Here is a 23,366-nt window from a genome sequence, read left to right on the forward strand (position 1 = left end):
TCCCCCGGCGGCGCCCTAGTCTCGAAGGCACGCTGCGTGATCTTGCACGCCCGGGCCTTCGAGGAGCGCGATGTCCGACAGCAGTCCGCCGCAGCCCCAGCCGGGAAGACCGGGCGGCCCCGGCCGGCACACGAGGTCGGACGGCGGTTCGCTGGTCCTGTGCGGCGCCCGGCTCGCCGACGGCCGCACGGTGGACGTACGGCTCGGCGACGGCCGCATCGAGGCCGTGGGCACGGCCGGCAGCCTCGCCCCGCAGGGCGCCCGCGTCGACCTCTCCGGCTACCTGCTGCTCCCCGCCCCCGCCGAGCCGCACGCGCACTGCGACACCGCCCTGACCGCGGACTCCGACGGCCCCGCCTCCGGCTCCCCCGAGGACGTCCAGCGGCGGACGACCGAGGCCGCGCTGCTGCAGCTGGGGCACGGCGCCACCGCCTCCCGCAGCCACGTCAGGATCGGCGACGTACAGGGCCTGCGCTCCCTCCAGGCGGTGCTGCAGGCCCGCAGGTCGCTGCGCGGGATGGCCGATCTGGCGGCGGTCGCGGTGCCGCGGGTGCTGACCGGGGTGGCCGGCGCGGACGGCCTGTCGATGCTGCGGGACGCCGTGAAGATGGGCGCCTCGGTCATCGGCGGCTGCCCGGACCTGGACCCCGACCCGGCCGGCTACGTCGAGGCGGTTCTGGAACTGGCCGACGAGCACGGCTGCCCGGTGGATCTGCACACCGACGGCGACGATCCGGCGCGGCTGGCCCGCTTCGCGGCGATGTCCGGCGGCCTTCGGCCGGGTGTCGCCCTCGGGCCGTGCGCCGGGATGACGCGGATGCCGCGCAGCGTGGCGGCCCGGGTCGCCGAGCAGCTGGCGGCCGCGGACGTCGCCGTGGTCTGCCTGCCGCAGGGCGACTGCGCGGGCCTGGAGCGGTACGGCTCGCGGGTGTCGCGGCCGGCTCCCGTGCGGCTGCTGCGGGCGGCCGGGGTGCGGGTGGCGGCCGGCAGCGGGGCGCTGCGGGACGTGGCGAACCCGGTGGGGCGCGGTGACCCGTTGGAGGCCGCGTACCTTCTGGCGTCCCTGGGCGAGGCCACGCCGGAGGCGGCGTACGAGTCGGTGAGCGCGGCGGCGCGGGCGACGCTGGGCCTGCCGGAGGTGCGCGTGGAGGCGGGCTTCCCCGCGGAGCTGCTGGCGGTGCGCGGCGAGCGGATCGCCGGGGTGCTCTCGTTGGCGTACAGCCGGATCGTGATCCACCGGGGGCGGGTGGTCGCCCGGACCAGCGCGGTGCGCGAGTACTGCGACGCGACGGGAGAGGTGGCGCTGGAGCTGCCGCGCCAGTCGCAGCGCTGAGGGCCCGGGTACCGGGGGCGGCGAGAAGGCGCCCCTCGTCCGGCCGGTCCCGCGCTCGGCGGCGGCCCTTCGGCGTACGGTCGGGATCATGCGCATTGTCATCGCAGGTGGACATGGTCAGATCGCGCTGCGGCTGGAGCGGTTGCTCGCCAAGCGCGGGGACGAGGTCGCGGGCATCATCCGCCGGCCGGAGCAGGCCGGCGACGTACTGGCCGCCGGGGCCGAGCCGGTGGTCTGCGACCTGGAGTCGGCGTCGGTGGAGGACCTCGCCCGGCACCTGGAGGGCGCCGACGCGGCCGTCTTCGCGGCGGGCGCCGGTCCGGGCAGCGGCGTCGCACGCAAGGACACGGTGGACCGCGGCGCGGCGGCGCTCTTCGCGGACGCGGCCGAGGCGGCGGGCGTACGCCGCTTTCTGGTGATCTCCGCCATGGGCGCGGACCGCGAGCCCCCCGAGGGCACCGACCCGGTCTTCGCGGCCTATCTGAAGGCCAAGGGCGCCGCGGACGCGGACGTACGGGCCCGCGCCGGACTGGACTGGACGATCCTGCGGCCGGGCCTGCTGACGGACGAGCCGGGAACGTCGCTGGTGGCGCTGGGCGACACCACCGGACGCGGCGCGGTGCCCCGCGACGACGTGGCGGCCGCTCTCGTGGAGCTGCTCGACGAGCCGGGCACCATCGGCCGGACGCTGGAGCTGATCGGCGGCGAGGTGCCCGTGGCGGAGGCGGTGCGGGCGGTGGCGCAGCGCTGAGACCCGCGGCTGCGGAGCCTCGTCGGCGGCGACCGCGGAGCCTCGGCGCACGGAAAAGGCCCCTGAGTCGTATCGCTACAACTCAGGGGCCTTTTCACACCTGTGGCGGCGCCAGGATTCGAACCTGGGAAGGCGAAGCCGGCAGATTTACAGTCTGCTCCCTTTGGCCGCTCGGGCACACCGCCAGGGTTTGCTGCCGGGAGACCCGCTTGGGGGCGGTGCTCCGTGGCAACGACGTAAACCATACCCGATGGCTGGGGGTGGTCCGCCACTCGATTCCGGAGCGCTGGATCTTGGCCGGGTGGCTAGGCTTGGCAGGCGGTCCGGGCACGGTCCGCACCCCTGACGGATCTAGGTACGAGGAGCCAACTCAACATGGCCGACTCCAGTTTCGACATCGTCTCGAAGGTAGAGCGGCAGGAGGTCGACAACGCCCTCAACCAGGCGGCCAAGGAGATCTCGCAGCGCTACGACTTCAAGGGCGTGGGCGCGTCGATCGCGTGGTCGGGCGAGAAGATCGAGATGCGGGCCAACGCCGAGGAGCGGGTCAAGGCCGTCCTCGACATCTTCGAGACCAAGCTGGTCAAGCGCGGGATCTCGCTGAAGGCGCTGGACGCCGGCGAGCCGCAGGCCTCGGGCAAGGAGTACAAGATCTTCGCCTCCATCGAGGAGGGGATCTCGCAGGAGAACGCGAAGAAGGTCGCCAAGATCATCCGCGATGAGGGCCCCAAGGGCGTCAAGGCGCAGGTGCAGGGCGACGAGCTGCGGGTCAGCTCCAAGAGCCGGGACGACCTGCAGGCGGTGCAGCAGCTGCTGAAGGGCAAGGACCTGGACTTCGCCATCCAGTTCGTGAACTACCGGTAGCAGCCCGGCCTCCGGGTGCCATGGATGGGGCGGTGCGCTGCGGCGTGCCGCCCCACCGGCTTTGGTGGCGCCCGTAGGAGCGCCTGCCCGCGGGCGACCTACCGGAGCGCTTGACCTCAACCGCGCTTGAGATTGCAGTCTCATGGCATGACTTCTCTTGACGCGCAGCACAGCGCCGCCCCGGTGACCGGTCCCGGGGACGGCTTTGTCACGGATGTGTTCCCGCAGGTCCGGCGGCCGGACGCCGGGGCGGTACTGATCAGCGAGTGGGATGCCGGCAGCCCCGAGGGGCAGCGGGCCGTCCTGGACGGCGTCGCCCGGGCCTGGGAGCGGACACCGCTGCCGGCGGGGTTCCTGTCGCGGGTGCTGTTCGCCGGCACGGACGGGCGCAGCGTGCTCAACTACGCGCAGTGGACGAGCGACGCGGCGCACCGGGAGTTCGTACGGAGCGAGGACACCGGGCTGAGCGAGCGGATCGCGGCGGCGCTGAAGGCGGCGGGGGAGGTGGCCGCTTCCGGGCCCACCCGCTACCGGCTGTACCGCAGCATGCTGCGCGACGGGGAGCCGGGGACGCCGGGCTGCGTCGTACGCGTCGCCTTCCGTACGACGGGGCACGACGCCGCGCGGGGGCTCGTCGACGGCCTGCTGGACCTGCTCGGCGGGGTGCAGCCGGGCGAGGGCGGGATCGCCTCGCACTTCCACATCAGCGAGGACGGCACACGGGTCGTCAACTACAGCGAGTGGACGGACTCGGAGTCGCACGCCCGGCAGATCGGCACCAGCCTGCGGGCCGGCGGTCCGGTGATGAGCTTCATCGCGAGCCTGCCGGGCGTCGAACCGCAGGGGTTCCGGCGGTATGCGACCCCCAGGGGGCTCGTACGGGTGTGACGCGGGGCCCCTCGCGTCAGCGGGTGGCGAACGGCTGGTCGGTGGGGACGATCTCCGCAGGTGCCGGGGCTGCCATAGGCTCCTGCTCATGCGTGCGCACCTGCATCAGATTGTCGTGGACTGCCGTGAGCCGAAGACCCTGGTCCGTTTCTGGGCGCAGCTGTTTGGCAGTGACCCGGTCGACCGTGCCCGCAACTGGTCGCACGTGGAACTGCCGGGGTTCGCACGACTCTCCTTCCAGCCGGTGCCCGAGAGCAAGGCCGTGAAGAACCGGCTCCACCTCGACATCGCGGTCGACGACATCGAGGCCGCCGCCACCGAAGCGGTATGCCTGGGCGCAGCCAAGGTCGGCGAGACGGTCACCGACGACCAGGGGGCCTTCCAAGCCATGCGCGATCCGGAAGGCAACGAGTTCTGCTTCGTCAGGGCCTGAGAGCTTTTGTCCGGCAGCGGGCGGGCGCAGTCGGCTTGCGTCGAAGTCCACCGGGTTCCGCCGGGGACCACGTGCCCGCCCGTGTCAGGCCGCGGCCCCTTGGTGGGCTTGGTGGGGCCGGGCGGTGACCAGGTCCGACGCCCGCCGGACCGAATCGGCGGAGGCGGCCAGCAGCGGCAGCCGGACGGCCGGGCTGGGGATGCGGCCCTGGGCGTGCAGCACCCCCTTGATCACGGTCGGGTTCGGCTCGGCGAAGAGCGCGGCGGACAGCCGGGCCAGCTCGGCTCCCAGCCTGCGAGCCGGTCCGGCAGCGTCGCGCTGCCACAGCGAGATCAGCTCGGCGAAGTCAGCGGTGCGGACATTGGCCGACGCCAGGATGCCGCCCTGGGCGCCCGCGGCGAGCAGCGGCGAGATGACGGCGTCATCGCCGCCGAGCACCGCGAAACCCGGTGCCGACGAGCCGAGCAGTTCCATCGCGGCTGCGTCGATCGCGCCGGTCGCGTACTTGACCCCGACGACCTCCGGTAGATGCCCGAGCGCGTTCAGGGTGCCGGCGCTGAGGGGCTGACCGGTGCGGTACGGGATGTCGTAGACGACCAGCGGCAGGCCCCCGTGTTCGGCGAGCGCCGTGAAGTGCGCCAGCGTTCCCGCCTCACCGGGCCGGGTGTAGGGCGGCGCGGGGACCAGCGCCGCGGTGACGTCGCCGCTCTGGGCGAGCTCCCGCAGCGTCGTGATGGCGGCGGCGGTGTCGTTGGTGCCGACGCCGACGATCAGAGGAGCTCCGTGTGCCCGGCAGGCGGCCGAGCAGATGCGGACCACGGCCCGCTTCTCCTCGGTGGTCAGCGTGGCCGCTTCCGCGGTGGTGCCCAGGGCGACGAGTCCACGAGCGTCGCCGGTCGACAGCGCCTCGTCGGCGAGACGGGCGAGCGCGTCCGGGGCGAGGTGCAGGTCGTCGGTGAACGGAGTCACCAAGGGGACAAACAGGCCGGTGAGGTTCGCTTCGGGCTTCATGCGCCCAGCCTGACCCACCCAAACCAGTAGATCCAGTTCATGTTTCTTCGCTTATGCGTAAGGTCTACTTATGCTCGACGTTCGACGTCTCCACCTGCTGCGCGAACTGGACAGACGCGGCACCATCGCGGCCGTGGCCGAGGCGCTGACCTTCACCGCCTCGGCCGTCTCCCAGCAACTGGGCGTGCTGGAGCGCGAGGCCGGCGTGCCCCTGCTGGAACGAAGTGGCAGACGGGTGGTGCTCACACCTGCGGGCCGCACCCTCGTCACCCACGCCGACGCAGTTCTGGAACGCCTCGAACTGGCGGTCTCGGAGCTGGCCGGGGCACGCGAGGGCATCGGCGGGCCGCTGCGGATCGGAACGTTTCCCTCCGGTGGTCCCGCGATCGTGCCCGCCACGCTGGCCGAACTGGCTCTGCGGCATCCCGCGCTGGAACCGATGGTGCAGGAGATCGACTCGGCGCGCGTCTCCGACGGCCTGCGCGCCGGCGAACTCGACGTGGCCCTCGTCCACGACTACGACTTCGTTCCCGCATCACCGGACACCACGGTCGACCAGGTGCCCCTGTTGGAGGAGCCGATGTACCTGGCCACGAGCGGCGCTCCCGCCACCGGTCCTGCCGCGCGCGGCGACACGCTGGCGAAGCTGCTCGGACCGTGGGCCGTGTCCCCCTGGATCACGGCCCGGGACGGTACGACCGGTCACGCGATGGCCGTACGCGCCTGTCAGGCGGCCGGTTTCCAGCCGCGCATCCGCCATCGGGTCAACGACTTCCGTACGGTCCTGGCGCTGGCCGCGATTGGGCAAGGCGCCGGATTCGTTCCGGAGATGGCCACCGCACAGGCCCCCGAGGGCGTGGTCCTGACCCGACTGCCCCTCTTCCGTCGCTCGAAGGTCGCCTTCCGCGCGGGCGGCGGCACCCACCCGGCGATCGCGGCATTCGTGGCGGCGGCGCGAACGGCGGTGGGCGCCACGGGCGATGCCTCCTAGGGAAGAGCGTGGCTGGCCAGCGGCCTTGCGGGGGAGCCGGACGCTCCCGACTCCGTCTCAGTCGCCGCCACATTCACCCGTGCGTGTGCTGCACCGGAATTCGAACACGTGATGCAATTCTTGGGTGATGCCCTCCTACGACTTTCCCGAGGACCTCCTGCATGCCCAGCGCGCCTGGTACACGGCCTATCGCCAGCTCGCCCAGGAGGAGAACCCCTCCCAGACCACCGTCCTGCGCCGCACCCTGCAGCGCCTGTCCGTACAGATCGCCACGCATCCGTACTGGGCGACGATCCCCGGGCGAGCGCCGGCCGCCCGGATGGCGCTCAAGCAGCAGACCTGGGCGCCGGAGGCCGACGAGGCCCGGCGACGACCGCCTACGTAGACGAGGTGCCTCGGCGGTGGCCACCGGGCCGTTCAGCGCCTCGACGTCACGCTGAGCCACCCGTCAGCGGGTGGCGAACGGCTGGTCGGTGGGGACGATCTCCCGGCCCAGCGGCACCAGGGAGAGCGGGATCATCTTGAAGTTGGCGATGCCGAAGGGGATGCCGATGATCGTCACGCACAGGGCGATACCGGTGACGATATGCCCCAGGGCCAGCCACCAGCCCGCGAAGACGAACCAGATGACATTGCCGATGGCGGAACCGGCGCCGGCGTCGTGCCGCAGGACCGTCGTACGGCCGAAGGGCCACAGGGCGTAGCCGGCTATCCGGAAGGACGCGATGCCGAAGGGGATCGTGATGATCAGAATGCAGCAGATGATGCCCGCGACGACATAGCCGAGCGCCAGCCAGAAGCCGCTGAGGATCAGCCAGAGGACGTTGAGGAGGGTTTTCATGATCAGCAGCCTTCCACGGGCACGGCACAGAACGTAACTGCTCTGCTAGACGCACCGAGCCTGGTGAAACGTTGCACTCATGATGCGACGGGCTGGTGGGGACGGCCACCCGTTCCCGCCGGCGCCCGGGGCCTCACGGGCCGTGGTGACCCGCCATCTGTTCGAGGCGGGTGATCCGTTCGCGCATCGGGGGGTGGGTGGAGAAGAGCCGGGACATGCCGCCGCCGGCGCGGAAGGGGTTGGCGATCATCATGTGGCTGGCGGTCTCCAGCCGGGGCTCGGGCGGGAGCGGGAGCCGCTGGGTGCCGACCTCCAGCTTGCGCAGGGCCGAGGCCAGGGCGAGCGGGTCGCCGGTGAGCTGGGCGCCCGAGGCGTCCGCCTCGTACTCGCGGGAGCGGCTGACGGCCAGCTGGATCAGCGAGGCCGCGATCGGCCCGAGGATCGCGACCAGCAGCATGCCCAGGAGGCCGGGGCCCTCGTCGTCATCGGAGCGGCCTATGGGAATCAGCCAGGCGAAGTTGACCAGGAACATCACGACCGAGGCCAGTGCGCCCGCGACGGAGGAGATCAGGATGTCGCGGTTGTAGACATGGCTGAGTTCATGGCCGATGACGCCGCGCAGCTCACGCTCGGTCAGCAGCTGCAGGATGCCGTCGGTGCAGCAGACCGCGGCGTTGCGGGGGTTGCGGCCGGTGGCGAAGGCGTTGGGCGCCTGGGTCGGCGAGATGTACAGCCGCGGCATGGGCTGGCGGGCGGCCGTCGAGAGCTCGCGGACCATCCTGTAGAGCTGGGGGGCCTCGAACTCACTGACCGGACGGGCCCGCATGGCCCGCAGGGCCAGCTTGTCGCTGTTCCAGTACGCGTAGGCGTTGGTGCCCAGGGCGACGAGGACGGCGATGATCAGGCCCGTACGGCCGAAGAGGCCGCCGATGACGATGATGAGTGCGGACAGCCCCCCGAGGAGTACGGCGGTCCTGAGCCCGTTGTGCCGGCGGTGCACGGTACGCCCTCCAAACGGTGCGGCAGGGGAACCCTGTGCCTTGTTGCTCCACTCTCCAGTGGACCCTTACGCACTGGTCAACGCGAGATGAACGGGCCTGGTTCCCCGGCCCGCGGACGGCGGGGCCGGGCGGGGCGCGGGCGTGCGCGACGTGGTGCCGTATCGCCGTACGGGCGGGCAGGAGGCCGTAGGGACCCGAGTGGGTCCCTACGCTTCGCGGCGGCCTGTCAGAGCAGCGCCCCGGACGCGAAGCGCAGGACGAGCTGCGGGGCGCCGGAGAGGGCCACGCCGAGGACGGCGGCCAGGGCGATGGCGGTGGCGAGGGGGGCCGGGATCCTGGCGCGGGCCGGCTCCGCGGCGCGGGGGGCTGCCGCCGCGCCGGCCTCCTCGGCGGTCTCGGCTTCCTTGGCGCCCCGGAAGAGCACCGTGGTCCACTGCAGGTAGTAGTAGAGCGCGATCACGACATTGACGGCCATGACGACGGCGAGCCAGGCCAGCCCCGCGTCGACGGCCACGGCGAAGACCGTGACCTTGGCGAACAGGCCGATGATGCCCGGCGGCAGACCGGCGAGGCAGAGCAGGAAGAAGCCGAGCGCGAGCGCCACCAGGGGGCGCCGGGCGTACAGGCCCCGGTAGTCGGCGATGCGGTTGGCCGGGCTCGTACGGGCCACCAGGGCGGCGACGGCGAAGGCGCCGAGGTTCACGGCCGCGTACATCAGGGCGTAGGCGACCGTGGAGCCGATGGCGTGCGCCGGATCGTGGGCGTACCCGGCGGCCGCGAGGGGGACCAGGAGGTAGCCGGCCTGGCCGACCGAGGACCAGGCGAGCAGGCGTACGGCGCTGTGCGCGCGGTGCGGGTCCTGGCGCAGGGCCGCGACGTTGCCGACGGTCATGGTGAGCGCGGCGAGGACGGCCAGTGCCGGGCCCCAGATGTCCGCGTACGCGGGGAAGCCCTGGACCGTGACGAGGATCAGGCCGGAGAAGCCGACCGCCTTGCCGACCACGGAGAGGTAGCCGGCGATGGGCAGCGGTGCGCCGACGTAGGTGTCCGGCACCCAGAAGTGGAACGGGGCGGCCGCGGTCTTGAAGGCGAAGCCGACCAGGGTGAGCGCGACGCCGGCGCTGGCCAGGGTGGCCAGGCGCGGGTCGGGGAGGTCGGCCAGGCCGCTCGCCACCCGGGAGAGGTACAGGCTGCCGGTGGCGGCGTACAGGAAGCTCACACCGAGGAGCATCACGGCGGTCGCGGCCACCGAGGACAGGAAGAACTTCAGCGCCGCCTCGGAGGAGAGCCGGTCGCCACGGCGCAGCCCCACGAGGGCGAAGGCGGGCAGCGAGGCCACTTCGAGGGCGATGACGAGGGTGGCGAGGTCCCTGGAGGCGGGCAGCAGGGCCGCGCCGGCCGCCGAGGACAGCAGCAGGAACCAGTACTCGCCGGTGGGCAGGTCGTGGTCCTTGATGGTGTCGATGGACAGCAGGGCGGTCAGCAGCGCCCCGCCGAGCACCAGGAACTGGATGACCAGGGTGAACGGGTCGGCCACGTAACTGCACACTTCGGGGTGCCCGGGGAGGCAGAAGGTGCGGCGGTCGCCGTTCAGCAGGGGCAGCAGCGTCAGCGCGGCGAGCGCGAGGCCGGCCGTGGCGATCCAGCCCAGCACCGGCTTGCGGGCCGCCGGGAGGAAGAGGTCGGCGACGAGCACCACCAGGGCCACGACCGCGGCGAGGGTGGGCGGCGCGACGGCGAGCCAGTCGACGGACTGGACCAGTGAGGTGACCGAGCTCATCACTTACCGCCTCCGAGGAGCTGCTGGACGGCCGGGTCGGTGAGGCCGAGGAGGGCCGCGGGCCACAGTCCGGCGAGGACGGTGAGAACGGCGAGGGGGGTCCACGCGGCGTACTCGTAGCGCGCGATGTCGGGGACTACGGGGGCCGTGGCCGGTGCGGGGTCCCCGGGGGTGGCGTCGTCCGGGGCGGTCCCGTCACCGAGCGGGGCGGTCGGTGCGAGGTGCGGGGTACCGCCCATGCAGACGCGGCGGACGACGAGCAGCAGGTACGCCGCGGTCAGCAGGGTGCCCAGGCCGGCCAGCACCATGAACGTCAGGAAAGCGGGGCGGCTGAGGCCGGCGGCCGGCCGGAAGGCGCCGAACATCGCGAGCATCTCGCCCCAGAAGCCGGCCAGGCCGGGCAGGCCCAGCGAGGCGACGGCCGCGAAGGCGAGCAGGCCGCCGAAGCGGGGCGCCCTGCCGTAGAGGGCGGCGCCGGTCGTGCCGGCGAGGGCGTCGAGATCGGTGCTGCCGTAGCGGTCCTTGAGGGCGCCGACCAGGAAGAAGAGCAGGCCGGTGATCAGACCGTGGGCGATGTTGGCGAACAGCGCGCCGTTGACGCCGGTGGGGGTCATGCTGGCGATGCCGAGCAGGACGAAGCCCATGTGGCCGACGGAGCTGTAGGCGATCAGGCGCTTGAGGTCGCCCTTGGCGCCCTTGCGCACGAGGGCGAGGCAGGCCAGCGAGCCGTAGATGATGCCGACGGCGGCCAGCGCGGCGAGGTACGGGGCGAAGGTGTGCATGCCCTCGGGCGTGATGGGCAGCGCGATCCGCACGAACCCGTACGTGCCCATCTTCAGCAGGACGCCGGCCAGCAGTACCGAACCGACGGTGGGGGCCGCGGTGTGCGCGTCGGGGAGCCAGCTGTGCAGGGGCCACAGCGGGGACTTGACGGCCAGTCCGATGCCGATCGCGAGCACCGCGAGCACCTGAACAGTGTGGCTGAGCTGGGCGTTCGGGCCGTTGTCAGTGGCGAGTGCGACCATGTCGAACGTGCCGGACTTCACGCCGATGAGGAGGAGGCCCAGCAGCATCACGACGGAGCCGAGCAGCGTGTAGAGGATGAACTTCCAGGCCGCCGCCTGCTTGTCCGCACCGCCCCAGCGGGCGATGAGGAAGTACATCGGGATGAGGACCATCTCGAAGGCGAGGAAGAACAGCATCAGGTCGAGGACGGCGAAGGTCGCGAGGGTGCCGGCCTCCAAAGTGAGCAGCAGGGCCACGAATGCCTTGGGAGACGGGCCCGCCGGCATGTGGAAGTAGCTGTAGAGCGCGCACAGGAAGGTCAGCAGCGCGGTCATGACGACAAGGGGGAGCGAGATGCCGTCGACGCCGAGGTGGATACGGATGTCGAGCGCCGGGATCCAGCTGATGTCGGTGGTGGCCTGCATACGGGCCGGGTGAGCGTGGTCGAAGCCGACGGCCAGCGCGAGGGTGGCGGCCAGCACGACGCCGGTGACGGTCACGCCGTGGCGCAGTACGGCCTGGTCGGGGTTCTTGCCCTTCAGCCCGGGCGGTGCCGGGAGCAGCGCGGCGAGCGCGCCGACGAGAGGCAGGACGACGGCCCCGGCGAGGAGAAGCTGCAGAGCGGTGTGGTTCACGGGTCAGGCCCTCCTCAGGGGTTCGGCTCCGGCGAGGCAGGCCACGAGGGCTGTCGGCTGGGGGTGCGGGGCTCGGCCCCCGGGGAATGGCAGCACGGTCAGGCTCCCGTGCCGGTGGCGACGAGGACGGCGGCGACGGCCAGGACGAGCGAGCCCGCGAGCAGCGCGCCGAGGTAGGTCTGCACGTTCCCGGTCTGGGCGCGGCGGACGGCGGCGCCCAGCAGGCGGGGCGCGGTGCCGGCGCCGCGGACGTAGGTGTCGACGACCTCGCGGTCCAGGAAGCGGACCAGCGTGGCGGCGGCGCGTACGGGCCGGACGAAGAGGGCGGAGTAGACGGCGTCGAGGTGGAAGCCGACGGCCGCGTGGCGGTGCAGCGGGCCCAGGAGGAGGCGGCCGGGGTCGGCGGGGTCGGCGGCGCCGGAGACGCTCCCATAGACCGGGGCGTGAGTGGCGATCGCGGTCTCCTCGGCGAGCCCGGGGGCGGCGTCCGGGGCGGTGACGACCGCACCGATGGGGGTGCGGGCGGCGAGGGCGGTGGTGTGGCGCCAGGCGCCGTAGGTGACCAGGCCGCCGATGAGGGCGAGACCGGTGCCCAGGACGGAGGTGGTCAGGGTCGGGGCGAGCGAGCGCCCGTCGAACCATTCGGGCAGCAGGGGGGCGGTGAGACCGAGCGCGAGGGTGGGCACGAAGAGCACCCACAGGACGGCGTTCATGACGACCGGCTGCGGGCCGTGGTCAGAGGCTTCGACGCCCTTGCCCTTGAAGGCCAGCAGCCACAGGCGGGCGGCGTAGGCCGCGGTGAGGAGGGCGGCGAGCAGTCCGGAGACCAGTACGGTCCAGCCGGCGGCGCCGGGGATGGCCGGTGCCTCTCCGGTGGCGGCGTGCTCGGCGGCGCCCAGGACGGCTTCCTTGGAGAAGAAGCCGGCGAACGGCGGGACGGCGGCGAGTGCGAGCAGCGCGACGGTGACGGTCCAGTACGCGTCGGGGATGCGCCGGGCCAGGCCGCTCATCCGGGACATGGCGGCCAGCGAGTTGGTGCCCGCGGCGTGGATGATCACGCCCGCGCCGAGGAAGAGGAGGGCCTTGAACGCACCGTGCGTCAGGAGGTGGAAGACGGCGGCGCCGCGGTCGCCGACGGCCAGCGCGCCGAGCATGTAGCCGAGCTGACCGACCGTCGAATAGGCCAGGACGCGCTTGATGTCGTCCTGGGCCAGCGCGGCCAGTCCGGAGCCGACCATGGTGATCGCGGCCATGACGGCGAGCACGACCAGCGCGACCGCGGAGGCCGCGAAGACCGGGAGGAGACGGGCCACGACATAGACACCGGCCGCCACCATCGTCGCGGCGTGGATCAGCGCCGAGACCGGCGTCGGGCCGGCCATCGCGTCCGGGAGCCAGGTGTGCAGCGGGAACTGCGCCGACTTGCCCGCGACACCGCCGAGCAGCAGCAGCGCGATCAGCGTCGGGTGGTCCAGGCCGCCGTTCGCCACGGAGCCGAGGATGCCGGTGATGCGGAAGGTGCCGGCGTCGGCGGCCAGCGCGAAGATGCCGAACAGGAAGGGGACGTCGCCGAGCTTGGTGACCAGGAAGGCCTTGAGCGAGGCGGCGCGGGCGGTCTCGGTCTCCCAGTAGTGGCCGACCAGGAAGTAGGAGCAGATGCCCATGACTTCCCAGCCGACCAGCAGCATCATCAGGTCGCCGGTGTAGACGACCAGCAGCATCGCGGAGGTGAAGAGCGAGACCAGCGCGGCGTAGGAGGGGTAGCGCGGATCGTCGCGCAGATAGCCGGTGGAGTAGATCTGCACACAGGTCGCCACGACACCGACCAGGACGGCGATCAGCGCGGCGAAGCCGTCGATGTGCAGGGCCAGGTCGATGGGGATCGAGCCGGTCGGGGTGAGCTGGGTGGCGACGTCGGTGGCCGGTCCGCCGCCCTGCCCGACGGCGACGACCACGGTGAGCGCGGCCGCGGCGAGCGTCGGCAGCACGGCCAGCGGCCGTACGAAACCGGGCGTACGACGCCCCAGGAGGAGGCCGGCGACGCCCCCGAGGAAGGGCAGGAGGGGAACGAGAACGGCGGTGGTCGTGAGCGTCACGCGGTGGCCTCCGCCTTGGTGTCCGGCTGCGGCGTCCCGTCCGCGGCGTCCGCCCCGGCCGGCTGCTCGGCGAGGTCGCGGAGCCGGTCGATGTCGGAGCTGCCGCGGTTGCGGTAGACGAGCAGCACGATCGCCAGGCCGATGCCGATCTCGGCGGCGGCGATGGCGATGGTGAAGAGGGTGAGCGCCTGGCCGGCGTGCAGGGTGTCGCGCAGCCAGACGTCGAAGGCGACGAGATTGAGGTTGACGGCGTTGAGCATCAGCTCGACGGACATCAGCACCAGGATCGCGTTGCGGCGGGCGAGCACGCCGTACAGACCGGTGCAGAAGAGGAGGACGGCGAGGACTGCCGGGTAAGCGAGATGCATCAGCGCTGCTCCTCTCGCGGGGCGGGGGCACCGGAGGCGCTGTTCCGGAGCGCCGCCGCCGGGGCCCTGCCCTCGCCGCCCTTGCGGGACAGCACGATCGCCCCGACGAGCGCGGCGAGCAGCAGCACCGACAGCGCCTCGAAGGGCAGCACCCAGTACTGGAAGAGGCTGCGCCCGGAGACTTCGGTGGAGCCCTGGGCGGCGCCGTCGAGGTTGATCCAGGTGGCGCGGAAGGCGTCGACGACGACCCAGACCAGGGCACCGGCCGCGGCCAGGGCCACCACGAGCGCGGCCCAGCGGTTGCCGGAATCGGCGTCCGGTGAGCGGCCGATGGGGGCCTTGGTGAGCATCAGCCCGAAGAGCAGGAGGACGACGACGGAACCGACGTAGATCAGTACCTGCACCCAGGCGATGAACTCGGCCGTGAGGAGGAGGTATTCGACGGCGATCCCGCCGAGGGCGACGACCAGCCAGAGGGCGGCGTGCACCAGCTGCCGGGTGGTGACGGTGACCAGGGCCGCGCCGAGGGTGGCGATCCCGACCAGGAGGAAGGCGATCTCGACACCGGTGGGCGAAAGGAAGCCGTGGCCTGCGGCGGTGGCGGCGAGCGTCACGCTTCCTCCCCTGAGGTCGTCGGTGGTTCCTGGTCCTGGGCCGCGGTGGCCTGCGCCTCGGCCTCCGCCGCCTGCTGGGCGGCGAGCTTGTCGACGGCCTTGCGGGCGGCGGCGATCTCCTTGGGCTCCTCGGCCGCCGGGTCGAGCGCCGGCGGCTCGGGCACCGTCCACATCCACTCGCGGAGCTTGTCGCGCTCATGGGTCAGTTCGCGGATGTCGGTCTCGGCGTACTCGAACTCCGGCGACCAGAAGAGCGCGTCGAAGGGGCACACCTCGATGCAGATACCGCAGTACATGCACAGCGCGAAGTCGATCGCGAAACGGTCCAGCACATTGCGGCTGCGCTCACGGCCTCCGGGCGCGGCCGGCGGCACCGTCTCCTTGTGGGAGTCGATGTAGATGCACCAGTCCGGGCACTCACGCGCGCACAGCATGCAGACCGTGCAGTTCTCCTCGAACAGGCCGATGACGCCGCGGGTACGGGGCGCCAGGTCGGGCTGGACGTCCGGGTACTGCGCGGTGACCGACCGCTTCGTCATCGTCCGCAGGGTGACGGCCAGGCCCTTGGCGAGGCCGCTGCCAGGGATACCCATCAGGAGATCACCACCTTCACTACGCCGGTGAGGGCGATCTGGGCGAGAGCGAGCGGGATCAGGACCGTCCAGGCGAGCTTTTGCAGCTGGTCCTCGCGCAGCCGCGGGTAGGTCACCCGTAGCCAGATGACGCCGAAGGCGAGGATCACGGTCTTCAGCAGCGTCCACAGCCAGCCCAGGCCGTCGGCGCCGAACGGGCCGTGCCAGCCGCCGAGGAAGAGCACCGAGGTCAGCGCGCAGAGCACGACGATGCCCGCGTACTCGGCGAGCAGGAAGAGGGCGAAGCGCAGTCCGGTGTACTCGGTGTACGCGCCGAAGATGATCTCCGAGTCGGCGACCGGCATGTCGAACGGCGGGCGCTGCAGCTCGGCGAGGCCCGCGGTGAAGAAGACCAGCCCGCCGACGATCTGCCACGGCACCCACCACCAGTGGAAGGCCTCGACGATCCCGGGCAGCGAGAGCGTGCCGGCGGCCATCGCCACCGACGCCGCGGTGAGCAGCATCGGCAGCTCGTAGGCGAGCAGCTGCGCGGCCGTCCGCAGACCGCCCAGGAGCGAGAACTTGTTCGCCGAGGCCCAGCCCGCCATCAGTGAGCCGAGCACGCCGACGCCCATGACGGCGAGGACGAAGAAGATCCCCGCGTCCAGGGCCTGTCCGACGGCGTTGTGCGGGCCTATCGGGATGGCGACGAGCACCAGGAGGTAGGGCAGCAGGGCGACGGCGGGCGCGAGCTGGAAGATCCGCCGGTCGGCACCGGCCGGAACGATGTCCTCCTTCTGCGCGAACTTCACACCGTCGGCGACGAGCTGCGCCCAGCCGTGGAAGCCGCCCGCGTACATCGGACCGAGGCGGCCCTGCATATGGGCCATGACCTTGTGCTCGGTCTGCCCGATGACCAGGGGGAACACCAGGAACACGGCGAAGACGGCGAGCAGGCGCAGCGCGATGTCGAGGGCGTCGCTCATGCCGACACCTCGCTTCGCTCGGCCCCGCGTTCGCGAGGCGCGCACCTCTGCACGATTCGCTCGCTGCGCTCGCTCATGGGGTGTCGCCTCCTGCCGGGTCTTGGGGGGTGGCTTGGTCGGGGCGGGGCTCGGGCGCGGGCTCGGCCTCGGGCTGCTGGACCGGCGCGGCTTGCTGCTCGGCCTCGTCCGTCGGCTCGGGCGCCGGCTCGGGCTTCTCCTCGGGCGCGGGCTGCTGCCGCGGCTCCGCCGGGCTCTGCGACTCCGCCGGGCTCTGCGGGGCCGTCTTCTGCTCCGGTTGCTCCGGCGCCGCCTTGCGCTCCGGCTCGTCGAAGGCCGGGCGCGCGTGGTGCCACGGCGCGTCGGAGGAGCGCGGTGCGGCGGACGCCTCGGGGGCCTTCGCCTCCGGGGCCTGCTCGGGCCCGGCCGCCTCCGCCGCCGCCCGCTGCTGGCTCGCCGAACCCTCGCCGGCCGAGCGCGTACGGCGGGCCGGGCGCTCCGGCCGCCCGGTAGGCGCCGGGGCTGCCTGTGCTTCTGCGGCCGCCGGGGCTGCCGGTGTCTCCGGGGCCGCCGGGGTCTCCGGGGTCGCTGCCCCCTCCCCCGCGGCCTGCTGGCTCGCCGAACCCGCGCTCGCGGTCCGGGTACGTCGCGCCGGGCGCTCACCCGCGGCGGCACCGGCCACGCGGGCCCCGCCCGCCGCCCGCGCACCCCGCGCCGGGCGCGCGGGCGCAGGCGGCAGCTGGCCCTTCAGCGGGCCCCACTCGTTCGGGTCCGGGACACCGGGCGGCAGCATCTGCCGGCGCTTGGGCCCGCCGTGCTCGGACTCGCCCGGCTCCTTGGCGCCCGGCCAGGCCTTGGCGACCCGCGCCGCCAGCACGAAGTCCTTGCGCAGCGGGTGCCCCTCGAAGGACTCGGGCAGCAGCAGCGGTACGAGGTGGGGGTGACCGGTGAAGTCGACGCCGAACATCTCGTGGGTCTCGCGCTCGTGCCAGCCCGCGCCCGCGTAGACGCCGACGGCGGTGGGCAGCGCGGCCGCCTCGTGCGGGACCGTCGTGCGCACGATCAACCGCCGGACGGTGCCCGGGCGGGCGACGTCCGCGAGGTGCGCGCAGATCCGGAAGCCGGTACCGGGCTCGTCGACGGCGCTCAGCCAGTCGAAGTAGCTGCAGCCGAGGTCGTCACGGGCCGCCGTCAGCGCGGTGAGCCAGCCGTCCACCGGGACGTCGACGGTCAGCAGCTCGTACGCCAGCTCCGCCGTCGCGCCCGCGCCGAAGATCTCGCTCGCGGCCCGCGGCAGCCAGCCGACCACGGGCTCGGCGGCGGGCTGCTCGGCGGTCTCCGGCTGCTCGACCGGCTGCACGGGCTGGTCCGGCTGCTCGCTCATCGAGGCTCCTCCCCCGGTGCCGTCGGTTCCTCCGTCGGCTTCGGGGCGGGCGGCGCCACCAGCCCGCTGCGCAGCGCGGCCGCCGAGGGCCGGGCGGCGCCCTTCGTGTACCGCTCCCCCAGCGACTCGCGGGCGATCTTCTCCTGGAGCTTGAGGATGCCCTGCAGCAGCGCCTCCGGCCGCGGCGGGCAGCCCGGTACGTACACATCGACCGGGATGATCTGGTCGACGCCCTTGGTGACCGAGTACGAGTCCCAGTAGGGACCGCCGCAGTTGGAGCAGGCTCCGAAGGAGATGACGTACTTGGGCTCGGGCATCTGCTCGTAGAGCCGCTTGACCGCGGGCGCCATCTTGTCGGTGACGGTGCCGGAGACGACCATCAGGTCGGCCTGGCGCGGGCCGGGCGCGAAGGGGATCACGCCGAGCCGGATGAAGTCGTGGCGCGCCATGGAAGCGGCGATGAACTCGATGGCGCAGCAGGCCAGGCCGAAGTTGAAGACCCACAGGCTGTAGCGGCGGCCCCAGTTGAGGACCACCTTCATCGGTTCGGGCGCGAGCCGGGCCAGGGTGCCCAGGCGTCGCGGCTCCGGCAGGAACTCGGGGGCGGCGCCTTCGGGCGCGGCTGCCGAGCCGTTGGAGACGGGGTTCACGTCCATTCCAGGACGCCCTTCTTCCATGCGTAGAGCAGGCCGACGGCGAGGAAGCCGAGGAAGACGAACATCTCCACCAGTGTCACGCCGCCGAAGCCGGGGGCGGCGAAGACCGTCGCCCAGGGGAACAGGAAGATCGAGTCGACGGCGAAGATGACGTAGAGGAAGGCGTAGACGTAGTAGCGGACCTGGGTGTGCGCCCAGCCCTCGCCGACCGGGTCCACGCCGCACTCGTACGTCAGCAGCTTCTCGGGCGTCGGGACGACAGGGCGCAGCAGCCGCCCGGCCCCGAAGGCCACGGCGACGAAGAGCACACCGACCACGGCGATGAGTCCCACGACCGAATAGCCCTGGAAATAGTCCGCGGCGATGGTGGTGCGTACGGTCGCGTCCGGCACGTCCGCCCCTCGCTCCCTTACTGCGCTTGTTCAACGACTTCGACGATCTGTACGGACGGGAGTCTAGGCCCTGTCAGGCCCACCCGAGCAGCCGCGTCGTCGCCGACGGTGAGCTTGTCCGTACTTCGCCCTACCTGGGCGGGTGGCAGCGTAGACATCCTGCGCGGTTGTCTCATCAGGTGTCTCACGAAGCGGGATGCCGTGCCCCTCCCACCGGGGCGGGAGGGGCGGGATCAGCGGACCGGACCGCCGTCGAAGGGGCTCCGGCTGTCGGGGCCGGCGGCGGGCGCGGGGGGTTCCGGAGCCCGGGGAGCCGGCGGCGGGGGTGATGCCGGGGGCGGGGGCGGGGGCGCCGGGGCATGGGCCGCGGGCCCGGTCTGTGGCGGGGCCTGGGGTGCCGGCTGCGGCGGGTAGTGATACTGGGGCGCCGGCTGGGGTTGCTGGGGCTGGAGCGGCGCCGGAGCCTGGGGCGCCGGTTGCGGCTGTGCCTGAGGTGGCATGTGTGGCTGTGTCGGCAGCGGCGCCTGCGGCGGCGTCTGTGCCGGTGCGTACGCCGACGCCTGTCCGGATGCGGTCGCCGGCGGCTGCCCCGGTGCGTACACCGGCGCCGGGCCTTCCCCGTACGTGGCCGCCTGGACCGGTGCGTCGGCCGTCGCCCGGCCCTCCGCGGGCGGTGCGGGCTGCTGCCGGCGCCGGCCCGGATCCCGCGAGGCCGCGCGGTTCATCGCCTCGGCCGCGATCCGCGCCGCCGCCTCCCGTGTCCGTTCGCCGAGCAGCTCCGTACGGATCGCGCCACCGGCCGCCAGATGGCGGTCGTACGGCAGCGGCAGCACCGCCGCGCCGCCGGCGCCCAGATGCTCGGCGGCCTTGCGGACGTCGACACCGCTGTCGGGCGAGGAGTGGGTGAGCACGACCACCGTGGTCGGCAGCAGTCCGGGGTGCAGGCCGCCGATCCAGTCCAGTACGGAGCGGGTGGCCGCCACGCCCTCCGGGGTCGCCGGGGTGACCAGCACCCGCGCGTGTGTGGTCACCAGCGCGGTGCGCGCCACCTCGGCGGGCAGCGTCTCGCAGTCCACGACGGTGGCCGCGAAGTGGCGGCGCAGGGACGTCATCACGACGCGGTAGGTGTCGATGTCCAGGCGGGTGCCGATGGCGCCCTGACTGCCGGGCAGCAGCCAGCCGCCGCCGGCGAACGGCAGGAGGTAGCCGGTCAGGTCCGTGATCAGCATCGACGGATCGACAATCTGCGCCAGATCACTGCCCGACCAGCGCACCTCGCGGGCGCCCAGGCGGTGCGGCAGCGTGCCGAGCGCCGGGTCCGCCTCGACGGCGAGCACGGGGTCGGAGCGGTAGTGCGCGAAGGTGAGCGCCAGGAGGGCGGCGACGGTGGACTTGCCCGCACCGCCCCGGATGCTGGACACGGCGATCTGCCGGCCCGTGGTGACGGGCTGCTGGATGGCGTACGCGGCCTGGGTGACGGCGGCCGTCTCGGCGGCCGGCGACGAGGCGAAGACGCGGCGCAGCGCCCGGCCCGCGCGCCGGGCCAGCGGGTCGCCGCGGCGCGGCCTGGGCTGCCCGTCGGCCAGCTCCGGCGGCAGAAGGGGCACGGAGACCGGCGTCCGCGCCGGCAGGCCGGACCGACCGTAGCGGCCGGGGGCGGGGGCCTGGGCGGACGGCACTGACGGGGTGGAAGGGGCAGAAGGGGCGGGCGGTGCCGGCGTCCGGGGAGACGGCGCCGCGGCCTGGAGGGGCGCCGGGGCGGGGGCGGCGGGCGAGGGCATCGGCCCGGCGGCGGGTATCGGCCCGGCCGCCCGCACCGGCTCCGTGGCCGGCACCGGCTCGGCCGGCGGAAGGGCACCCGGCCCGTAGCTCACGCTCACCGCATCCATGCCTTCCGTCGCTCCGGCTCCCACTCGGGCCCCCTCGCCCACTCCCGCTCCGTCCACGTTCGCTCGGTCCGGATTCGCTCGGTCCGGATTCGCTCCCGACGATGACAAGACCCTCCACCACCCTCCGGGTCAGGACGTGCCGAACAGCAGGCCGTAGAGCCCGAAGGCCCCGAGGGCCACCGGGATCAGCGCCACCACGCTCACCGACTCAGCCAGGTCCAGCCACCGCCGCAGCCGGGCCCGCAGCGTCTCCGGCAGCCGCACGGCGAGCACCGCGACCGGCAGCACGGCCAGCACACCCAGCGTGGCCAGCGCGAACACCGGCGCCCCGCCGTCGGTGGCCCAGAGCAGCACCAGCCGTACGCCCACCACCAGGCCCGCCGCCAGCAGCGCGACGACCTCCACGGCCAGCGGATAGGCGCGGGCCCGCGAGCACAGGACGACGCACAGCAGCAGCCCGGCGAGCACCGTCCACAGGCCGGGTGTGCGCACCGCGAGCACCCCGGCGGCGCCGGCCGAGGCCGCCATCGCCACCGTGGCCAGAGCCAGCTCCCGATGGGCGGCGCCCAGCGCGCCCGCCACCTGGTGCCGGCTGACCGGTGTGCCACCGGAGCGCTGGTCGTCGAGCCGGGTCAGGCCGGCCGCCATCAGGGCGAGTCGCGGCAGATAGCCGAGGACCAGTACGGAGCCGAAGCCGAGCGCAACTCCCGTGCGCGCGGGGGTGGTCAGGGCCAGTCCCAGCTCCCAGGCGCCCACGGCGAGCGCGACCGAGGCCGCGCCTATCAGGCCGCCGCGCCCGAGCCCCGCACAGAGTCCGAGGAGCGCGAGCACGGCCGCGACGGTCAGCCCTACGGCGGCGAGCCTGGGGCCGCCGTCCGGGACCGCCTGCCATGCCGCGGCCACCCCGAGGGTGCCGCCGAGCAGCAGGGCGACCTGGGGGGCGCGGTGCCCCGTTCGTCCGGCGCGGGGGCCGAGGGCCGCTCCGGCACCCGCGAGGGCGACGGCGGCGAGGCCGAGCCCCAGCGCGGCGCCCCCGTTCCCGTACCAGCTGTGTGCGCAGATCCCGGCGACCGCCCCGAGCAGCACGCTCGCCGCCGTCGCGGTCCAGGCCCTGCTCCGCTCGCCCCATCCCCAGCCGCGGACGTCGAGGGGGCCGGCCAAGGCGTCGGTGAGGTCCCGCGCCGCGGATTCCGGCTGCCGCGCGGCGAAATCCGGCTTCAGCAACCCGGCGTCGTCCCTGCGCGCCATCGCCACCCGCCCCTCCCGTTGTGCATCGCCACACCATACGGTCCCGGCGTCGCGCCCTGTCCACCGCTGTGGACAACGAGACGGGCGCAACCGGTGCCCACGCGCCGCGCCGCGCCGGGGCCTTGACCTGCGACGGGGCGAACGGCGTGGGAAGCGATGGTGGGGAAAACCCCACCATCCACCACCCCAGCCACCCCATGGCACCCGCGGCCGCGGCCGGGCAGGCTGGGGGCATGACGGACAGTTCCCGACCCGGTGCCGCTGCTGACGACCTTGACGGTGCCTCACCCCCGCCGCCCAGAGCGCCCCTCGGCAGAGCGACGTGGCAGGAGATCGCCTATCTGCTGGCCAACTTCCCGCTGGGCGTCGTGGCGTTCGCGGTGGTGGTGGTCTGGCTGACGCTGGGACTCGGGCTGTCGGTCACCGTGATCGGCCTGCCACTGCTGGCCACGGGGCTGATGGCGTGCCGGCGGTACGGGAGGCTGGAGCGGGCCAGAGCGCGGGCGCTGCTCGGGGTGCGGGTCGAGGAGCCGAGCCCGCTACGGGCGCGGGAGTCCGGGTTCTTCCCGTGGCTGTGGACGTGCCTGAAGGACCCCGTCGCCTGGCGGCACGCACTGTTCGCGTTCATCCGGCTGCCGTGGGCGCTGCTCACCTTCACGGTCGTCTTCGTCTCGCTCTTCGTGGGCTGGCCGGCGCTGCCCTGGGTGGCGCGCTGGCTGTCGAACGTCGACCGGGCCATGGTGCGCGGCCTGCTGTCACCGTCCGACGAGTTGGAGCGGCGGATCGCCGAGCTGGAGTCGGACCGGGTGACGGTCACCGACACCGCGGCCGCCGATCTGCGGCGGATCGAGCGGGATCTGCACGACGGCGCGCAGGCCCGGCTGGTGGCGCTGGCCATGGGGCTCGGGCTGGCGAAGGAGAAGCTGCTGGAGGGTCGGGCCGACGAAACCGTGGCGGCGATGGTGGAGGAGGCGCACGGCGAGGTGAAGCTGGCCCTTCAGGAGCTGCGGGATCTGGCCCGGGGCATCCATCCGGCGATCCTCACCGACCGCGGGCTGGGGCCCGCCCTGGCCTCGCTGGCCGGGCGCTGCACGGTGCCCGCGACGACCTCCGTCGACCTGGCCGAGCGTCCCGCGCCCGCCATCGAGGGCATCGCCTACTTCACCGTCTCCGAGCTGCTGCAGAACGTCTCCAAGCACAGCGCGGCACGGCGGGCGTCCGTCGAGGTATGGCGGGCGGAGGACCGGCTGCTGATCCAGGTGGTGGACGACGGGCGGGGCGGGGCGCGGCTGGACGGCGGCAGCGGGATGGCCGGGCTCGCCGAGCGACTGGGGTCGGTGGACGGGCTGTTCGTGCTGGATTCGCCGGTCGGCGGACCCACGCGGGTGACGGCGGAGCTGCCGTGGCGGCCGCGCGCCGGGGCGGGGGCGGCATCCGCATCGGCGTCGGCGTCGAAGCGGGGGCGCCGGCCGAGGGGCCGCTGACCTGCCGGTTGCGCTGAACCCCAGGTCAGGGGGTGGGGAAAACCCCAGGAAAAGACTGCAAAGACCCTCATGGTGCGCCGGGCTCGGCTCGCGGAGGCTTGTCGTAACGGAAAACTGCTCGGCCCACGCAGGGCCGGCAGCTCACAC

General features: G+C 73.2%; 23 protein-coding genes and 1 tRNA gene. 8 read left to right on the forward strand and 16 right to left on the reverse strand.

The features are described from left to right. Positions 1-70: 70 nt before the first annotated feature. Together ACZ5XZ_RS28045 and ACZ5XZ_RS28050 are read left to right on the forward strand one after the other, a co-directional pair. Entirely contained in the window at positions 71-1,333 is a 1,263-nt protein-coding gene (locus ACZ5XZ_RS28045) for an amidohydrolase family protein (RefSeq protein WP_468982806.1), read from the forward strand. Between the two features lie 88 nt (positions 1,334-1,421). Next, positions 1,422-2,084 carry an NAD(P)H-binding protein gene (locus ACZ5XZ_RS28050; protein ID WP_468982809.1) on the forward strand — a complete coding sequence of 221 codons (663 nt, stop codon included), beginning with the start codon at positions 1,422-1,424 and terminating at the stop codon, positions 2,082-2,084. Positions 2,085-2,187: 103 nt separating this feature from the next. On the opposite strand, the gene ACZ5XZ_RS28055 is transcribed toward ACZ5XZ_RS28050, so the two are convergent. Further along, positions 2,188-2,269: transfer RNA gene (locus ACZ5XZ_RS28055), tRNA-Tyr, on the reverse strand. 190 nt (positions 2,270-2,459) lie between these two features. Here ACZ5XZ_RS28055 and ACZ5XZ_RS28060 point away from each other — a divergent pair. From ACZ5XZ_RS28060 to ACZ5XZ_RS28070, 3 genes are all read left to right on the forward strand, one after another. After that, entirely contained in the window at positions 2,460-2,948 is a 489-nt protein-coding gene (locus ACZ5XZ_RS28060) for a YajQ family cyclic di-GMP-binding protein (RefSeq protein WP_384429836.1), read from the forward strand. 147 nt (positions 2,949-3,095) lie between these two features. Beyond that, positions 3,096-3,836, forward strand: a complete 741-nt coding sequence (locus tag ACZ5XZ_RS28065; protein WP_468982812.1) for an antibiotic biosynthesis monooxygenase — start codon at positions 3,096-3,098, stop codon at positions 3,834-3,836. An 88-nt stretch (positions 3,837-3,924) separates the two neighbouring features. Next, entirely contained in the window at positions 3,925-4,269 is a 345-nt protein-coding gene (locus ACZ5XZ_RS28070) for a VOC family protein (RefSeq protein WP_468982813.1), read from the forward strand. An 84-nt stretch (positions 4,270-4,353) separates the two neighbouring features. Here the strand turns inward: ACZ5XZ_RS28070 and ACZ5XZ_RS28075 are convergent, their stop codons facing one another. Then, the gene (locus tag ACZ5XZ_RS28075) at positions 4,354-5,280 is read right to left on the reverse strand and encodes a dihydrodipicolinate synthase family protein (protein ID WP_468982815.1); all 927 of its coding nucleotides are present in this window, start codon (positions 5,278-5,280) and stop codon (positions 4,354-4,356) included. A 70-nt stretch (positions 5,281-5,350) separates the two neighbouring features. Between ACZ5XZ_RS28075 and ACZ5XZ_RS28080 the strand changes: the two genes are divergently transcribed. Then, positions 5,351-6,271: a LysR family transcriptional regulator gene (locus ACZ5XZ_RS28080; RefSeq protein WP_468982817.1), complete on the forward strand. Its 921-nt coding sequence runs from the start codon at positions 5,351-5,353 to the stop codon at positions 6,269-6,271. A 127-nt stretch (positions 6,272-6,398) separates the two neighbouring features. Further along, positions 6,399-6,656, forward strand: a complete 258-nt coding sequence (locus ACZ5XZ_RS28085) for a hypothetical protein (protein WP_468982819.1) — start codon at positions 6,399-6,401, stop codon at positions 6,654-6,656. A 63-nt stretch (positions 6,657-6,719) separates the two neighbouring features. Here the strand turns inward: ACZ5XZ_RS28085 and ACZ5XZ_RS28090 are convergent, their stop codons facing one another. From ACZ5XZ_RS28090 to ACZ5XZ_RS28155, 14 genes are all read right to left on the reverse strand, one after another. Next, the gene (locus tag ACZ5XZ_RS28090; protein ID WP_468982822.1) at positions 6,720-7,112 is read right to left on the reverse strand and encodes a YccF domain-containing protein; all 393 of its coding nucleotides are present in this window, start codon (positions 7,110-7,112) and stop codon (positions 6,720-6,722) included. 133 nt (positions 7,113-7,245) lie between these two features. Further along, positions 7,246-8,112 carry a zinc metalloprotease HtpX gene (gene htpX, locus ACZ5XZ_RS28095; RefSeq protein WP_468982824.1) on the reverse strand — a complete coding sequence of 289 codons (867 nt, stop codon included), beginning with the start codon at positions 8,110-8,112 and terminating at the stop codon, positions 7,246-7,248. A gap of 227 nt (positions 8,113-8,339) precedes the next feature. Continuing rightward, positions 8,340-9,893, reverse strand: coding sequence for an NADH-quinone oxidoreductase subunit N (locus ACZ5XZ_RS28100; protein ID WP_468982827.1), 1,554 nt, complete (start codon positions 9,891-9,893; stop codon positions 8,340-8,342). Then, positions 9,893-11,533 (reverse strand): complex I subunit 4 family protein, encoded by a 1,641-nt coding sequence (locus ACZ5XZ_RS28105; protein ID WP_468982829.1) that lies wholly within the window; start codon positions 11,531-11,533, stop codon positions 9,893-9,895. Before ACZ5XZ_RS28105 ends, ACZ5XZ_RS28100 begins: the two co-directional genes overlap by 1 nt. Positions 11,534-11,631: 98 nt before the next feature. Further along, entirely contained in the window at positions 11,632-13,629 is a 1,998-nt protein-coding gene (locus ACZ5XZ_RS28110) for an NADH-quinone oxidoreductase subunit 5 family protein (protein ID WP_468982831.1), read from the reverse strand. Then, on the reverse strand, positions 13,626-13,997 hold the full coding sequence (gene nuoK / locus ACZ5XZ_RS28115; RefSeq protein WP_384429816.1) for an NADH-quinone oxidoreductase subunit NuoK: 372 nt from the start codon (positions 13,995-13,997) through the stop codon (positions 13,626-13,628). Before nuoK ends, ACZ5XZ_RS28110 begins: the two co-directional genes overlap by 4 nt. Then, positions 13,997-14,611: an NADH-quinone oxidoreductase subunit J family protein gene (locus ACZ5XZ_RS28120; RefSeq protein ID WP_468982834.1), complete on the reverse strand. Its 615-nt coding sequence runs from the start codon at positions 14,609-14,611 to the stop codon at positions 13,997-13,999. The genes nuoK and ACZ5XZ_RS28120 overlap by 1 nt, the downstream gene beginning before the upstream one ends. Further along, the gene (locus ACZ5XZ_RS28125) at positions 14,608-15,204 is read right to left on the reverse strand and encodes a NuoI/complex I 23 kDa subunit family protein (RefSeq protein WP_468982835.1); all 597 of its coding nucleotides are present in this window, start codon (positions 15,202-15,204) and stop codon (positions 14,608-14,610) included. Before ACZ5XZ_RS28125 ends, ACZ5XZ_RS28120 begins: the two co-directional genes overlap by 4 nt. Further along, positions 15,204-16,169, reverse strand: coding sequence for a complex I subunit 1/NuoH family protein (locus ACZ5XZ_RS28130; protein WP_468982838.1), 966 nt, complete (start codon positions 16,167-16,169; stop codon positions 15,204-15,206). The genes ACZ5XZ_RS28125 and ACZ5XZ_RS28130 overlap by 1 nt, the downstream gene beginning before the upstream one ends. 73 nt (positions 16,170-16,242) lie before the next feature. Further along, the gene (locus ACZ5XZ_RS28135) at positions 16,243-17,550 is read right to left on the reverse strand and encodes an NADH-quinone oxidoreductase subunit C (protein ID WP_468982839.1); all 1,308 of its coding nucleotides are present in this window, start codon (positions 17,548-17,550) and stop codon (positions 16,243-16,245) included. Beyond that, on the reverse strand, positions 17,547-18,206 hold the full coding sequence (locus ACZ5XZ_RS28140) for an NADH-quinone oxidoreductase subunit B (RefSeq protein ID WP_468982842.1): 660 nt from the start codon (positions 18,204-18,206) through the stop codon (positions 17,547-17,549). Before ACZ5XZ_RS28140 ends, ACZ5XZ_RS28135 begins: the two co-directional genes overlap by 4 nt. Further along, positions 18,197-18,598, reverse strand: coding sequence for an NADH-quinone oxidoreductase subunit A (locus tag ACZ5XZ_RS28145; RefSeq protein ID WP_468982844.1), 402 nt, complete (start codon positions 18,596-18,598; stop codon positions 18,197-18,199). The genes ACZ5XZ_RS28140 and ACZ5XZ_RS28145 overlap by 10 nt, the downstream gene beginning before the upstream one ends. A gap of 233 nt (positions 18,599-18,831) precedes the next feature. Further along, positions 18,832-20,205 (reverse strand): hypothetical protein, encoded by a 1,374-nt coding sequence (locus ACZ5XZ_RS28150; RefSeq protein WP_468982847.1) that lies wholly within the window; start codon positions 20,203-20,205, stop codon positions 18,832-18,834. 411 nt (positions 20,206-20,616) lie between these two features. Next, entirely contained in the window at positions 20,617-21,735 is a 1,119-nt protein-coding gene (locus ACZ5XZ_RS28155; RefSeq protein WP_468982849.1) for a ubiquitin family protein, read from the reverse strand. Positions 21,736-21,968: 233 nt separating this feature from the next. Here ACZ5XZ_RS28155 and ACZ5XZ_RS28160 point away from each other — a divergent pair, with 233 nt between their 5' ends. Next, positions 21,969-23,219, forward strand: coding sequence for a sensor histidine kinase (locus ACZ5XZ_RS28160; protein WP_468982851.1), 1,251 nt, complete (start codon positions 21,969-21,971; stop codon positions 23,217-23,219). Positions 23,220-23,366: the final 147 nt, after the last annotated feature.

The sequence above is a fragment of the Streptomyces sp. NPDC033270 genome, assembly GCF_055576575.1.

What these genes read in the sequence shown, in the direction of transcription:
- ACZ5XZ_RS28160 (WP_468982851.1), top strand. Translation starts at nt 21,969, where the DNA reads ATGACGGACAGTTCCCGACCCGGTGCCGCTGCTGACGACCTTGACGGT.
- ACZ5XZ_RS28130 (WP_468982838.1), bottom strand. Translation starts at nt 16,169, where the DNA reads ATGAGCGACGCCCTCGACATCGCGCTGCGCCTGCTCGCCGTCTTCGCC.
- ACZ5XZ_RS28140 (WP_468982842.1), bottom strand. Translation starts at nt 18,206, where the DNA reads ATGGACGTGAACCCCGTCTCCAACGGCTCGGCAGCCGCGCCCGAAGGC.
- ACZ5XZ_RS28050 (WP_468982809.1), top strand. Translation starts at nt 1,422, where the DNA reads ATGCGCATTGTCATCGCAGGTGGACATGGTCAGATCGCGCTGCGGCTG.
- ACZ5XZ_RS28060 (WP_384429836.1), top strand. Translation starts at nt 2,460, where the DNA reads ATGGCCGACTCCAGTTTCGACATCGTCTCGAAGGTAGAGCGGCAGGAG.
- nuoK (WP_384429816.1), bottom strand. Translation starts at nt 13,997, where the DNA reads ATGCATCTCGCTTACCCGGCAGTCCTCGCCGTCCTCCTCTTCTGCACC.
- ACZ5XZ_RS28065 (WP_468982812.1), top strand. Translation starts at nt 3,096, where the DNA reads ATGACTTCTCTTGACGCGCAGCACAGCGCCGCCCCGGTGACCGGTCCC.
- ACZ5XZ_RS28090 (WP_468982822.1), bottom strand. Translation starts at nt 7,112, where the DNA reads ATGAAAACCCTCCTCAACGTCCTCTGGCTGATCCTCAGCGGCTTCTGG.
- ACZ5XZ_RS28125 (WP_468982835.1), bottom strand. Translation starts at nt 15,204, where the DNA reads ATGGGTATCCCTGGCAGCGGCCTCGCCAAGGGCCTGGCCGTCACCCTG.
- ACZ5XZ_RS28080 (WP_468982817.1), top strand. Translation starts at nt 5,351, where the DNA reads ATGCTCGACGTTCGACGTCTCCACCTGCTGCGCGAACTGGACAGACGC.
- ACZ5XZ_RS28100 (WP_468982827.1), bottom strand. Translation starts at nt 9,893, where the DNA reads ATGAGCTCGGTCACCTCACTGGTCCAGTCCGTCGACTGGCTCGCCGTC.
- ACZ5XZ_RS28045 (WP_468982806.1), top strand. Translation starts at nt 71, where the DNA reads ATGTCCGACAGCAGTCCGCCGCAGCCCCAGCCGGGAAGACCGGGCGGC.
- ACZ5XZ_RS28135 (WP_468982839.1), bottom strand. Translation starts at nt 17,550, where the DNA reads ATGAGCGAGCAGCCGGACCAGCCCGTGCAGCCGGTCGAGCAGCCGGAG.
- ACZ5XZ_RS28075 (WP_468982815.1), bottom strand. Translation starts at nt 5,280, where the DNA reads ATGAAGCCCGAAGCGAACCTCACCGGCCTGTTTGTCCCCTTGGTGACT.
- ACZ5XZ_RS28155 (WP_468982849.1), bottom strand. Translation starts at nt 21,735, where the DNA reads ATGGCGCGCAGGGACGACGCCGGGTTGCTGAAGCCGGATTTCGCCGCG.
- ACZ5XZ_RS28085 (WP_468982819.1), top strand. Translation starts at nt 6,399, where the DNA reads ATGCCCTCCTACGACTTTCCCGAGGACCTCCTGCATGCCCAGCGCGCC.
- ACZ5XZ_RS28070 (WP_468982813.1), top strand. Translation starts at nt 3,925, where the DNA reads ATGCGTGCGCACCTGCATCAGATTGTCGTGGACTGCCGTGAGCCGAAG.